The following is a 12710-nucleotide window of genomic DNA, read 5'->3' as shown; positions in this document are numbered from 1 at the left end:
TTGCCGCGATGCGCGCCGCGCTTGAGCTTGCGGTTGTGTCGCGTCGCGTCGATCACGCGCACACCCGGAATCGTCAGCGCCGACCAGTCCGGATCGGCACGACCAGGCAACTGAACGGTGAAGGTCTGTCGCGTGACCGCATGACGGTCCTTCATTCCTGCGTAGCCAACCGCGAGCGGTGACACACCTGCCGCAGCCGCGAGTTGACGCGCGGTCCACTCGGTGTTCGCGCCGATTTTCTCGACCTGCAGGAACGCGTGCTCGCCGCTTCCCGACGGTTCGAAACCGAGCACCTCGTCAACCTGGAAGTCGGCTGGCCGTTCGCGCAAGGTTCCTTCGATCAGGGGACCGCCAAATGCGGACGGCTGATCGCCGGTCACTCTTCGGCCTCGGGTTCGAGACGACTGACCAGCGCCCGCAATTCCGGATCGGCGTCACTCGACACCAGTGTCGACTCGCGACGCCGCTGCAGCAGCACCACCGCAAACGCAGCAATGCCCTCGCCGCGACCGGTGAATCCAAGGGTCTCGCTGGTGGTCGCCTTCACGCTGACATTGCCGATCGCACAGCCGAGATCGATCGACAGGTTGCGTCGCATCGCCTCGCTGTGCGGGCCGATCTTCGGACGCTCGCACACGACCGTCACGTCGGCGTTCGCCAGCGTGTACCCCTGCTCGATCATCAGGCCTGCGCAATGGAGAAGGAAATGCCGACTGCTGACATCCGTCCAGCGCGCGTCGCTTGGCGGAAAATGATGCCCGATGTCGCCCAGCGCGAGCGCTCCGAAGATCGCATCGCACAGCGCGTGGATCACCACGTCGCCGTCGGAATGCGCGACGACGCCGCGATCATGGGGAATCGCGACACCGGCCAGAACCACATGGTCGCCGGGTCCGAATGCGTGGATGTCGATGCCTTGGCCAATGCGCATGTGATTCCAGTAGTGGAGAGTGGGAAAGGGACATCCCGGAGGCAGATCGAGCTCCGGATGCGCATTCCGCGAATGGGTCAGGTCACGATTCGCGCAACAGCAGGAACTCCGCCAGCGCGAGATCGGCAGTCGTGGTGACCTTGATGTTGCTCTCGGCACCCTCGACCAGCAAGGGGCGATGACCGAGCCGCTCCATCGCCATCGATTCGTCAGTGACGGCAACGCCGTCGCGGCTGGCGTCAAGAAGCGCCACGGTCAATTCACCGCGGCGGAAGAGTTGTGGCGTCAGCGCGCGCCAGCGTGCCTCGCGCGGTTCGGTCGTGACGACGCACGCATCGGCATCACCCAGCTTGAGGGTGTCACGCAGCGGCGACGCGAGCAGCGCACCTCCTGCAATGGTACCGAGTTCGACCAGGCGCGAAATATCCGCACCGCGCACGCACGGTCGTGCAGCATCGTGAACGAGCACGAAGGCATCGTCAGGAATCATCGGCGGCAACGCGCGCAAACCCATCAGAACCGAACTGCTGCGCTCCGCACCGCCAACCACCGTCAACACCGGCTTGCCGCCGAACGAACCGAATCCCGGCCAGTAGGGATCGCCGGACGCAAGCACCACCATCAGGCCGGCAATCGAAGGACACTCGGCCAGACGTTGCAACGTCCACAGGAGCATCGGTTGTCCAGCAAGCTCGACGTACTGCTTGGGTTTTTCCGCGCCAAACCGCGCACCGCGCCCGGCAGCGGGAACGACGCACCACAATGCATCAGCGCTCACCGTCGGCTCCCGCCGGATCACGCGCCGCCGCGTTGCCCTGCGTCGGTTCGACCACCTGGTAGAACGTTTCGCCAGGTTTCAACAATCCGAGTTCCGACCTCGCGCGCTCCTCGATCGCCTCGTCGCCGTGCTTGAGGTCCTCGACTTCCGCCGACAGGGTCTCATTCCGTTTCTTCAGCTGCGCGTTGTCCGCTTTCTGCTCGGCGACACGCTTTTCGAGCAGCCACACATCGCGAAGTCCGCCCTGCCCCGTCCACAGATGCACCTGCAATGCGATCAACAGGACCACGAGAACGAGGGCGACCCAGCGCAGCACGCGCGCGAAACCTCAGCGTCCGAACAACGGAAGATTCGGAAACGCATCCTTGCCCGAATAGCGCGCCGACGAGCCGAGCGCTTCCTCGATGCGCAGCAACTGGTTGTATTTCGCGACCCGGTCCGACCGACACAGCGAACCGGTCTTGATCTGCGTGGCGGTCGTCGCCACGGCGAGGTCGGCAATCGTCGTGTCTTCGGTCTCGCCGGACCGATGGGAGATGATCGAGGCGTATTTCGCCGTGTCGGCCATCGCGATCGCATCGAGCGTTTCGGTCAGCGTCCCGATCTGGTTGACCTTGATCAGGATCGCGTTGGCGATGTGCTTGTCGATGCCTTCCCTGAAAATGGACGTATTGGTGACGAACAGGTCGTCGCCGACCAGTTGCACCGTCTTGCCGAGACGGTCGGTCAGTTTCTTCCAGCCGTCCCAGTCGCCCTCGGCCATGCCGTCCTCGATCGTCAGGATCGGGTACTTCGCGCACCAGCCGGCATAGAACTCGATCAGCTGCTCGGGACTCAACACCTTGCCCTCGCCTTCAAGATGGTAAGCACCATCCTTGAAGAATTCGGAGCTGGCGACATCGAGACCGAGGTAAATCTCGGCGCCGATCTTGTAGCCGGCTTTGTCGACTGCGGCGAGGATCGTCTCGATCGCCTCTTCGTTGGATTTGAGATCGGGTGCGAAACCGCCTTCGTCACCCACCGACGTTGCGAGGCCGCGCGCCTTCAGCACCGATTTCAGGGCATGGAAAATTTCCGTGCCCGCGCGCAGTGCTTCCGCAAAATTCGGCAGCCCGACCGGAAGCACCATGAATTCCTGCATGTCGACGTTGTTGTCCGCATGCGCGCCGCCGTTGATGATGTTCATCATCGGCACCGGCAGCTGCGCTGGGCGATCGCCGGCGAGAACTTTCCACAACGGCAGCTTGCGCGACGCCGCGACCGCATGCGCGTTCGCCAACGAAACGCCGAGCAGCGCGTTGGCGCCGAGATGGCTCTTGTTCGGCGACCCGTCGAGGGCGATCAGTTTCCCGTCCAGGCCGCGCTGATCATCGGCATCGAAACCCTTCAACGCATGTGCAATGGTCGTGTTGACGTTGGCGACTGCATTCTTCACACCCTTGCCGAGATAACGCGACGGGTCGCCGTCGCGCAACTCGACCGCTTCGCGCGAGCCGGTCGACGCGCCGCTCGGCACCATCGCGCGTCCGAACGAACCGTCCACCAGCGTGACCTCGGCTTCAAGCGTCGGATTGCCGCGGCTGTCGAGAATTTCACGGGCATGAATGGATTGGATGTGGGTCACTGTTTGCACTCCGGCATCGTGTGGGCCTTGTCGGGAAAAAGCTGTTTGTCCGGCTGCCACGAGATGTGGGTGACGCCATAGGGTTTCAGCGCGGAGAAGGTCTGCTTCAGGAGACTTGCATCGCGGCAACTGGCAATCACGGTCAGGCAACGCAACGGAGCGTTGCCGCGGCGACGGATCACTTCCGCAGCGAATGCTGCAAACGCATAGTGCTGACCGTCCAGCCCGAATTGCAGGCGCGGCGAATAGGTCGACATCACGGTCGCGTCGGTGCACTCGTTCGATGAGGTCGTAACCCTCGGATAGTCGATCGTCTTTCCATCGGAAGGCGTTCCTGGATGTGGTGTCGCAACGGTTCCTGCCGGTGACAGACCCGAATCGTGCCCCGATGCGTACGCTGCGGTTGCGAAGACGAACAGGCCCACAGCCAGCAGCAAACGCTTCATTCGAAACCCCGCAGACCCTGTCGTTTGGACACCGAGTCGAGTGCGCACAGTGTCTCCAGCAACGCTTCCATTTTCCCGAGCGGCCATGCATTCGGACCGTCGCTGAGTGCCTTGTCCGGATCCGGATGCGTTTCCACGAAAATTCCGGCGATGCCGACCGCAACTGCGGCGCGCGCGAGCACCGGAACGAATTCGCGCTGGCCGCCGGACTTGCCATCGGCGCCACCCGGCAACTGCACAGAGTGGGTCGCATCGAACACGACCGGGCATTGCGTGTCGCGCATCACCGCAAGGGAGCGCATGTCGGACACGAGGTTGTTGTAACCGAAGCTTGCACCGCGCTCGCACACCATGATCTGCGTGTTGCCGGTTTCCGTCGCTTTCGCCGCGACGTGCTTCATTTCCCACGGCGACAGGAATTGGCCTTTCTTGATGTTGACGGGTTTGCCGGCTTTGGCGACGTTCTGGATGAAGTCGGTCTGGCGGCACAGGAATGCAGGCGTCTGCAACACGTCGACGACCGAGGCGACTTCGCCCAGCGGCGTGTATTCGTGCACGTCGGTGAGCACTGGCACGCCGATCTGACGTTTGACTTCGGCGAGTACTTTCAGACCCTCCTCGAGGCCAGGTCCGCGAAAACTCGTGCCGGACGTCCGGTTCGCCTTGTCAAAACTGGACTTGAAGATGAAGGGAATGCCGAGCTTGCCGGTGATCTCCTTCAGCGTGCCGGCGGTATCGAGTTGCAGCTGCATCGATTCGATCACGCACGGGCCGGCGATCAGGAACAGCGGCTGATCGAGGCCGACGTCGAAGCCGCAGAGTTTCATCGCGAACTCTCCGTGGGAGCGGCTTCAGCCGCGGTGCTTCCCATCGGGCGGCGGCGATCGGCAACCGGATCGCGGCGCAAGCCGCTTCCACAAAAGGGCGCCCGGCACAGACCAACGGACATCAAGCCACCACCTCCACCTGAGCCAGCCTTGGCGCCTCTCGCATCGCCTTCTGCTCGCGAGCGGCGCGGACGAATCCGATGAACAGCGGATGGCCGTCGCGTGGCGTCGAGGTGAATTCCGGATGGAACTGGCACGCGACGAACCACGGGTGGTTCGGCAGCTCGATCATCTCGACCAGCAAATCGTCCATCGACTTGCCGGCGATGATCAATCCGAGATCCTCGAACTGCTGTCGATAGCGATTATTGAATTCATAGCGATGACGATGGCGCTCGCGAATGACGTCGTGGCCGTACAGTTCGCGCGAAATCGTTCCGGCCTTCAGGCGGCATTCCTGCGCACCGAGCCGCATGGTGCCACCCTTGCCCGACTTCTCGTCGCGTTTCTCGACGTCACCGGCTCCGGTCGTCCATTCGGTGATCAGCGCAATCACCGGGTGTTCCGCATTGCGGTCGTTCTCGCTGGAATTGGCGCCCTCGAGCCCGGCCACGTTCCTTGCAAAATCGCTCACGGCAGCGTGCATGCCGTAACAGATGCCGAAATACGGAATGCGGTTTTCGCGCGCGTAGCGGGCTGCGGCGATCTTGCCTTCGAAGCCGCGCTTGCCGAATCCGCCAGGGACGAGAATGCCGTCGACATCCTTGAGCAGTTCCGCACCGCGGCGTTCGATTTCCTCCGACTCCATCCAGCGCAGATTGATGCCGGTTTTCTGCTTGATGCCGCCGTGGCGCAGCGCTTCACCGAGCGACTTGTACGCATCCTTGTGCTCGACATACTTGCCGACGATCGCAATGGTGACTTCGCCCTGCGGATGCTCGACCGCCTCGACGGTGCGCTCCCATGCCGAAAGGTCCACCGGCTTCGCGTTGAGGCGGAGCTTGTCGACGACGATCTCGTCCAGACCCTGGCTGTGCAACCACATCGGCAGCTGGTAGATCACGTCGACATCGGTTGCGCTGATGACCGCTTTTTCGGGCACGTTGGTGAACAGCGCGATCTTGCGGCGCTCGCTCTGCGGCAGCGGCTGCTCGCAGCGGCACAGCAGGATGTCCGGCTGGATGCCGATCGAGCGCAGTTCCTTCACCGAATGCTGGGTCGGCTTCGTCTTGATCTCGCCGGCTGCCTTGATGTACGGCACCAGCGTCAGATGCATGAAGATCGCCTGCTCGGCGCCGTGTTCGATGCGGATCTGGCGGATCGCCTCGAGAAAGGGCAGCGACTCGATGTCACCCACGGTGCCGCCGACTTCGACCAGCGCAACGTCATACCCTTGAGTAGCCTCGTAGATGCGGTGCTTGATTTCGTCGGTGATGTGCGGAATCACCTGCACGGTCGCGCCGAGGTAGTCGCCGCGGCGCTCCTTTGCGATGACGCTTTCGTAGATCTTGCCGGTGGTGACGGAGTTCTTGCCGGTCAAACGCGTATGGATGAACCGCTCGTAGTGGCCGAGATCGAGGTCGGTTTCGGCACCGTCGTCGGTGACGTACACCTCGCCGTGCTGGAACGGGCTCATCGTGCCCGGGTCGACGTTGATGTAGGGGTCCAGCTTCATCATCGTCACGCGAAGACCGCGTGCTTCGAGGATGGCAGCCAGCGACGCGGCGGCGATGCCCTTGCCTAGCGAGGACACCACGCCGCCGGTCACGAAGATCAGGGGGGTCATGGGCAAAAACGTTCCGCTTGAAACCCCTATTCTATCGGGTCGGCGTGCGGGCGGCGAGTCCGATCTCGCGACGCTGGATCGATTCTCGCCAAACGACGATACACGAAGCAGCATGACGATCGCTGAAGACGCTCGCATCGAATCGGTGACAACTCGACGCGCCCGCAGCACGCCGGATGACACGATTGTGGCCAGCGAGCGCGCGAAAATCGCCGGCGCACAGTGCTGGGACTTTCCCTCACTTGCCCGGCCATCCACCCCAACGGCGTGTCGACGAATGTAGAATCGGGCCACCGCAGCGAGACTGCAAGGCCTGCCCGCCTCGGCGGCGGGCTTCCGTCGGAGCACGCGATCATCGGAAGCCATCCGATGTGTCGTTCAGAGCGGAGGGGACAGGTACCGCTGCATCCAGGAAGCGCCAAGCTTCGTACAGCGTGTCAGGAATCGCGCGGACTTGAGGTCTGTGCACGAGCTGGATATCACCGTCGACCGCATTGCGGTCCGTCTGTCAGGTCACAGGGGTCATCATGAAGCGTATCCGCACCTTCGCCGCGGCTTTCGGCATGCTCATCGTTGTGGGCTGCACGCCTGCGCCGCCGCGAAGCGACAGCACACCTCCACCCGCACCCATCGTTGCTGCGCCGGCACCGACGCCGCCGCAAGCAGCTGCACCGCCGCCGATCGCTGCGCCGGTTGAGAGTGCGCCCGCACCTGCGCCGCCGGCTCCAATCGTCGCGCCGCCTCCGCCGCGGGTCGTTGCCAAGCCGAAAGCGCCGAAGCCCGCCATTGCCAAGCCGTCAGCGCCGCCCGCGGTAGCGCCTCCCGTCGTCGCCGCTCCAGAGGCAAAAGCGCTTGGAGCCCTCGCTGATCTGCATGGACAGGTCGTGCTGGACGCGGGCGCGGGTCAGAGCATCGAAGCCGACGAGATCGAGGATGCTGTCGTTTACTTCGTGCCTTCGGCGGGCTCAGCCGGCGTCAAGCCGGGCAGCTTTTCGATCTATACCAAGAACAAGCGCTTCGACCCTGGCCTTCTGGTCATTCCGGTCGGAAGCACGGTCAAGTTTCCGAACCAGGACGAGATTCTGCACAACGTCTTCTCGACCACTTCGGGATCGTCGTTCGACCTCGGCGTCTACGGCGGCGGCGAGAGCGGCGAATACACGTTCCGCAAGCCGGGACTCGTGCTCGTCCATTGCAACGTGCACGAATCGATGCTGGCCAACATCCTGGTGCTCAACACGCCGTGGTTCACGAGGCCCGACAAGGTCGGCCGCTTTTCGATTCCCGGCGTCGCAGCCGGTGCCGGCAAGTTGATGGTGTGGCATCCGCGTGCCGCGCGTCCGGCGCTACTCGCGCTCACGATGCCCGACGTCGATGCGCCGTCAATTCATGTGCCTATCGTCAAGGCGCGGGTCCCGGCGCATCTGAACAAGGAAGGCAAGGCGTATCACCAGGACATCAAGTCGGCAGGCGCCCGATGAGCAACCGACTGCGCAGATTCCAGGTGGCGAGCGTCGTCGCTGCCGGCGCGCTCGTGCTGGTGATCGCGGCGATCGCATGGTGGCAGGTCGGACGCGCGGAGATCGCGGTGGCGTCCGGCTCGCTGCAGGCGGCGCAGCAGGTTGCCGACCTTGTGTTCGATCGCGAACTGGACGAAATGGAATCGCGCACGCAATCGCTCGCCGGAAATCCGGCCTTCGTCGGCTATGTCAGCCAGGCACTGGAAGCAGGTGCGGCAGCTGGCGGGAGTGTCGACTCCACCTCGATTGCCGACCTTCTGCAGGAACGCCGCACGTCCTCCGGGTTCGAGACCGCAGCGGTGGTCGACACCAAGGGTGTCGTGATTGCCGCGGCGAGCAATGCAGCGAAATTCCAGCGGCCATCGTCCAGCGACGCGATGGTCACGCAGACGCGCGAGACGATAACATCAACGACCGGCATCCTCGTGGCGAATGGCCGTCTGCAGCTTGTGTCCATTGCGCCGATTGTGCGGGGTGACACGCTTGAAGCGCTGCTCTACACGGCAAATCCGATCAACTCGACCATCGCGCGTCGAATCGGCACAGCCGCTGGAACAGACATTGCGCTCGTCGTTGCCGGTCCCGGGAGCGATCTGCAGATCGCAACCTCGACCCAGCCGGTCGGAGCGGACAAAATCATGCTCGATGCACTCGGCGTTCCGTTGCAGGCAGCGGTCGATTCATCGTCCACAGTCGACGCCGATGGCATCATTGCCGTCGCGATGGAAGGCGGTGTCGGGTATGCACGCGTGACGCCCCTGCTGGCCAAACGAGCCAGCGTGGCGCTGCTGGCGTCGATGTCGCCCAAGCGATTCGCCGCACTCCATTCGGCCATTGTGATTCCGGCCGCCGCACTCGCGCTGCTGGCTTTGGCAGTGCTCGTCATCATTCTCGTGCTGGGCTGGAAACGCTGGTTCCTTCCGCTGGATGAACTGGCGACGATTGCCGCTTCCGCGTCGCGGGGCAACTACGACATCGACGCGCCGGTGGGCGGCACCGGCCCGGTTTCGCAAGTGGCCGTGTCATTGAACGTGCTGCAGAAAAGATTGCGTGAAGCGCGCGGATCGACCCGTACACTTCCGCCGACACACCGACCCGCACTGCCAGCAAAGGATGCCCGATGATCCAGACCGCCCGACGTCTGCTACTCGCCACCGTGATCAGCGCGCTGTTCGGCGCGGCCCCGCTCCATGCGCAGGACAAAGCCGACGACGCCGACGCCTACGCAGCGCCACCGGAACCTGAAGTCACGGCGGAAGAGGAGCACAGCCGATTTGCCGGCAAGCTCCTTCTCACGGGCGGTGTCAGTCAGATCGAAGGAGCGGCCGGCGGCGGCATCGTGCCCTGGGCGGTGATTGGCGGGTATGGTTCGCCCGGCCAGATCGGAGCGAACGCCTTCTACACGCACCTGGGCGTCGGCGACTATCACCTCAGCGACATCGGCGTGCTGGTCGGAATCAACAATCGCGTCGAACTGTCGTTTGCACGGGAGAAATTCAACACCGAGGACGTCGGCGCGGCGCTCGGTCTCGGGCGCGGCTTCACCTTCCAGCAGGACATTTTCGGCATCAAGGTCAAGCTCGCCGGCGACGCGGTGCTCGAACAGGACAGCTGGCTGCCGCAGATTTCCGCGGGCCTGCAGTACAAGAAGAACGATCAGGGCGCGGTGTTGAACGCGATCGGCGCGAGGGACGACTCCGGCACCGACTTCTATCTGACGGCGACCAAGCTCTATCTTGCGCAAAGTCTGCTTCTGAACGGCACCGTTCGGCTGACCAAGGCGAACCAGACCGGCATCCTCGGATTCGGCGGCGACCGCAACGACAGCTACAAACCGGAGTTCGAAGGATCGGTGGCGTACCTGCTGTCACGCAAGGTCGCGATCGGCGCCGAGTACCGCATGAAGCCCGACAATCTCGGCATCGCAAAGGAAGATGACTGGTGGGACGTGTTCGTCGCCTGGGCGCCGACCAGGCATGTCTCGCTGACCGTGGCGTGGGCCGACCTCGGCAACGTCGTCATCAAGGACCACCAGCACGGTTTGTACGCGTCCGTACAGATCGGCTTCTGACACCACGAGGAATCGCCCCATGTCACTCCGTCCATTTCTTGCGTTGGTCACCGCATCCGCGCTGATGGTCCTGTCTATCGGGACGCCCGTTCGCGCGGCTGAAAATCCGGCACCCGCCGACCCGTCGCTGTTGCCAGTGTTCAAGCAGTTCGGCGAGAAGCCCGGGCTCGTCGCGCTGATGGACGATTTCATGATCGAGCTGGTCAGTGATCCGCGCACACGGCCGTTCTTCGCCGATACGGACCAGAAACACATCAAGGCGGAACTGGTCGACCAGTTCTGCGTGATCCTCGGTGGGCCGTGCACATACACGGGCAAGGACATGAAGAAAACCCACTCTGGCCTGACCATCGACGAAGCCGCATTCAACGCACTGGTCGAAGACCTGCAGATCGCGATGGACAAGCACGACATTCCGTTCCGCGCGCAGAACAAGCTGCTGCAGAAACTCGCGTCGATGCATCGCGAAGTGGTGAACTCGCACTGATGGATGGTCGTCGACCGATCGGCTGATCGACCAGCGATTCCTTCTCCGGCCGATGGGGAACGCAAGCGATGCCTTGACCGCGCAGCCCGGCGTCTCCATCCTCAGCCGCCTTCGCTCAACCCGCATTCGCCTTGATGAATACCCGCTACAACGCTGCCGACATCGAAGTCCTCTCCGGCCTTGACCCGGTCAAGCGCCGTCCCGGCATGTACACCGATACGTCGCGCCCGAATCACCTTGCCCAGGAAGTCATCGACAACTCGGTCGACGAAGCACTCGCCGGCCACGCTTCCGCGATCGATGTGATCCTGTACTCCGACGGCTCGGTGGAAGTCACCGACAACGGACGCGGCATGCCGGTCGACCTGCATCCGGAGGAGAAGATCCCCGGCGTCGAGTTGATCCTGACGCGTCTGCACGCCGGCGGAAAATTCTCCAACCGCAATTACCAGTTTTCCGGCGGCCTGCACGGCGTCGGCGTGTCGGTGGTCAATGCACTGTCGACGCGTGTCGAGGTGACGATCCGTCGCGACGGCCAGGTCTACCGGATGGACTTCAAGGACGGCGACCGTGCAAGCACGCTTGGCGTGACCGGTACCGTGCCGAAAAAGCAGACCGGCACCACGCTGCGCTTCTGGCCCGATCCGAAATATTTCGACACGCCGAAGATCCTGCTGTCCAGGCTCAAGCACGTGCTGCGCGCGAAGGCCGTGCTGTGCGCAGGACTCACTGTTCGCCTCACCGACGAGGCGAGCGGCGAAAAGATCGAATGGCACTATCAGGACGGGCTGCGCGACTATCTGCGGTCGATGCTGGGCGACGCGGAATATTTGCCGGCTGACCTGTATGTCGGTTCGGTGCAACGCGAAACGGGCGCTGTCGAGTATGCCGTGGCGTGGCTTCCGGAAGGCGAGCTGACGCAGGAAAGTTACGTCAACCTGATTCCCACCGCGCAGGGCGGCACGCATGCGAACGGCCTGCGATCGGGCCTCACCAACGCGCTTCGCGAATTCTGCGAGTTCCGCAATCTGCTGCCGCGCGGCGTCAAGCTTGCGCCGGAAGACGTCTGGGACCGCTTGAGTTTCGTGCTCTCTCTCAAGATGACTGACCCGCAGTTCTCCGGCCAGACCAAGGAGCGGCTGTCGTCGCGCGATGCGGCCGGCTTCGTCGAGAACGCGGTGCACGACGGATTCTCGCTGTATCTCAACCAGCACGTCGAACTCGGCGAGCGGATTGCGCAGCTGGCGATCGAACGGGCGAGCCTGCGGCTGAAGTCCGAAAAACAGATCGTGCGCAAGAAAATCACCCAGGGGCCTGCGCTGCCCGGAAAACTCGCCGATTGCGCATCGAGCGATCTGTCCCGCACCGAGCTGTTCCTTGTCGAAGGCGATTCGGCCGGCGGTTCGGCGCGGCAGGCGCGCGACAAGGACTTCCAGGCAATTCTTCCGCTGCGCGGCAAGATCCTCAACACATGGGAAGTCGAATCCGGTTCGGTGCTTGCGTCGCAGGAAGTGCACGACCTGGCGATCGCGATCGGCTGCGATCCGGGCAAGGACGACATCTCGGGCCTGCGCTACGGCAAGGTCATCATTCTCGCCGACGCCGATTCGGACGGGCTGCACATCGCGACTCTTCTGTCGGCACTGTTCCTCAAACACTTCCCGAAGCTCGTACGCGATGGACACGCGTTCGTCGCGATGCCTCCGCTGTTCCGCGTCGATGTCGGCAAGCAGGTGTTCTACTGTCTCGACGAAGCCGAACGCAACGCGACGCTCGAGAAGATCGAACGCGAGAAGATCAAGGGCACGGTCACCGTCACGCGCTTCAAGGGCCTCGGCGAAATGAATCCGCCGCAGCTGCGCGAATCCGCCATCCATCCGGATACGCGCCGGCTGGTCCAGCTGACGGTCGAGCCCGACGATGGCACGCACAAGCTGATGGACATGCTGCTGGCGAAAAAGCGCGCATCGGATCGCAAGGAATGGCTCGAGACGAAAGGCGATCTGGCGTCGCTTGAGGTCTGAGACGCACTGGCGTTGTTGCGCTTCTGCGAACTGGCGACGCCAGATGATCCTGTCGTGATCGTTCGCTCCCACGAAAAGCGCCCCCTTCCCCCCTCCGGGCACCTGCCCCCGCTGCGCAGGGGAAGGAACGGCGATTGCGCTCACCGATACGCTGATGGTGAGCGCTGCATGGATCTGTGAAGGCACGAGAATCTGCTGTTCCTTCCCCTGCGCAGC

At 63.2% G+C, this 12710-nt stretch carries 12 protein-coding genes and 1 pseudogene; 5 read left to right on the top strand and 8 right to left on the bottom strand.

Going from position 1 to position 12710, the window contains the following annotated elements:
• The 8 genes and pseudogenes from truD to ABIV12_RS16485 all read right to left on the bottom strand — a co-directional run.
• A partial coding sequence (gene truD / locus ABIV12_RS16520) for a tRNA pseudouridine(13) synthase TruD (RefSeq protein WP_348061353.1) occupies nucleotides 1–380 on the bottom strand: 380 nt, incomplete at its 3' end.
• Nucleotides 381–463: 83 nt separating this feature from the next.
• Nucleotides 464–931: pseudogene (ispF, locus tag ABIV12_RS16515) on the bottom strand (2-C-methyl-D-erythritol 2,4-cyclodiphosphate synthase); the annotation flags it as partial.
• 82 nt (nucleotides 932–1013) lie between these two features.
• Complete coding sequence (gene ispD / locus ABIV12_RS16510) at nucleotides 1014–1709, bottom strand: 2-C-methyl-D-erythritol 4-phosphate cytidylyltransferase (protein ID WP_348061351.1); 696 nt, start codon at nucleotides 1707–1709, stop codon at nucleotides 1014–1016.
• The gene (gene ftsB / locus ABIV12_RS16505; protein WP_348061349.1) at nucleotides 1699–2025 is read right to left on the bottom strand and encodes a cell division protein FtsB; all 327 of its coding nucleotides are present in this window, start codon (nucleotides 2023–2025) and stop codon (nucleotides 1699–1701) included. The genes ispD and ftsB overlap by 11 nt, the downstream gene beginning before the upstream one ends.
• Before the next feature lie 12 nt (nucleotides 2026–2037).
• A complete protein-coding gene (gene eno, locus ABIV12_RS16500) occupies nucleotides 2038–3333 on the bottom strand; it encodes a phosphopyruvate hydratase (RefSeq protein WP_348061347.1) in 1296 nt (431 codons plus the stop codon).
• On the bottom strand, nucleotides 3330–3779 hold the full coding sequence (locus tag ABIV12_RS16495; RefSeq protein WP_348061345.1) for a hypothetical protein: 450 nt from the start codon (nucleotides 3777–3779) through the stop codon (nucleotides 3330–3332). The genes eno and ABIV12_RS16495 overlap by 4 nt, the downstream gene beginning before the upstream one ends.
• Nucleotides 3776–4606, bottom strand: coding sequence for a 3-deoxy-8-phosphooctulonate synthase (kdsA, locus tag ABIV12_RS16490; protein WP_348061343.1), 831 nt, complete (start codon nucleotides 4604–4606; stop codon nucleotides 3776–3778). The genes ABIV12_RS16495 and kdsA overlap by 4 nt, the downstream gene beginning before the upstream one ends.
• A gap of 121 nt (nucleotides 4607–4727) precedes the next feature.
• A complete protein-coding gene (locus tag ABIV12_RS16485) occupies nucleotides 4728–6392 on the bottom strand; it encodes a CTP synthase (RefSeq protein ID WP_348061341.1) in 1665 nt (554 codons plus the stop codon).
• 527 nt (nucleotides 6393–6919) lie between these two features.
• Between ABIV12_RS16485 and ABIV12_RS16480 the strand changes: the two genes are divergently transcribed.
• The 5 genes from ABIV12_RS16480 (at nucleotide 6920) to parE (ending at nucleotide 12494) form a co-directional block, all read left to right on the top strand.
• Nucleotides 6920–7873 (top strand): hypothetical protein, encoded by a 954-nt coding sequence (locus ABIV12_RS16480; protein ID WP_348061339.1) that lies wholly within the window; start codon nucleotides 6920–6922, stop codon nucleotides 7871–7873.
• A complete protein-coding gene (locus ABIV12_RS16475) occupies nucleotides 7870–9036 on the top strand; it encodes a hypothetical protein (protein ID WP_348061337.1) in 1167 nt (388 codons plus the stop codon). The genes ABIV12_RS16480 and ABIV12_RS16475 overlap by 4 nt, the downstream gene beginning before the upstream one ends.
• Nucleotides 9033–9983 (top strand): DUF3034 family protein, encoded by a 951-nt coding sequence (locus tag ABIV12_RS16470; protein WP_348061335.1) that lies wholly within the window; start codon nucleotides 9033–9035, stop codon nucleotides 9981–9983. Before ABIV12_RS16475 ends, ABIV12_RS16470 begins: the two co-directional genes overlap by 4 nt.
• A gap of 19 nt (nucleotides 9984–10002) precedes the next feature.
• Nucleotides 10003–10470, top strand: coding sequence for a group 1 truncated hemoglobin (locus tag ABIV12_RS16465; RefSeq protein WP_348061333.1), 468 nt, complete (start codon nucleotides 10003–10005; stop codon nucleotides 10468–10470).
• A gap of 134 nt (nucleotides 10471–10604) precedes the next feature.
• Nucleotides 10605–12494, top strand: a complete 1890-nt coding sequence (parE, locus tag ABIV12_RS16460) for a DNA topoisomerase IV subunit B (protein ID WP_348061331.1) — start codon at nucleotides 10605–10607, stop codon at nucleotides 12492–12494.
• Nucleotides 12495–12710: the final 216 nt, after the last annotated feature.

This window comes from Dokdonella sp. (assembly GCF_039926425.1).
GTDB lineage: Bacteria > Pseudomonadota > Gammaproteobacteria > Xanthomonadales > Rhodanobacteraceae > Dokdonella_A.
The sequence above is the reverse complement of the archived record's forward strand: the minus strand, read 5'-3'. Positions and strand labels throughout refer to the sequence as shown.

Excerpts from the sequence above, each read along its gene's own strand:
- ABIV12_RS16485 (WP_348061341.1), bottom strand. The coding sequence starts at position 6,392 with ATGACCCCCCTGATCTTCGTGACCGGCGGCGTGGTGTCCTCGCTAGGC.
- parE (WP_348061331.1), top strand. The coding sequence starts at position 10,605 with ATGAATACCCGCTACAACGCTGCCGACATCGAAGTCCTCTCCGGCCTT.
- ABIV12_RS16465 (WP_348061333.1), top strand. The coding sequence starts at position 10,003 with ATGTCACTCCGTCCATTTCTTGCGTTGGTCACCGCATCCGCGCTGATG.
- ABIV12_RS16495 (WP_348061345.1), bottom strand. The coding sequence starts at position 3,779 with ATGAAGCGTTTGCTGCTGGCTGTGGGCCTGTTCGTCTTCGCAACCGCA.
- kdsA (WP_348061343.1), bottom strand. The coding sequence starts at position 4,606 with ATGAAACTCTGCGGCTTCGACGTCGGCCTCGATCAGCCGCTGTTCCTG.
- ABIV12_RS16475 (WP_348061337.1), top strand. The coding sequence starts at position 7,870 with ATGAGCAACCGACTGCGCAGATTCCAGGTGGCGAGCGTCGTCGCTGCC.
- ABIV12_RS16470 (WP_348061335.1), top strand. The coding sequence starts at position 9,033 with ATGATCCAGACCGCCCGACGTCTGCTACTCGCCACCGTGATCAGCGCG.
- ABIV12_RS16480 (WP_348061339.1), top strand. The coding sequence starts at position 6,920 with ATGAAGCGTATCCGCACCTTCGCCGCGGCTTTCGGCATGCTCATCGTT.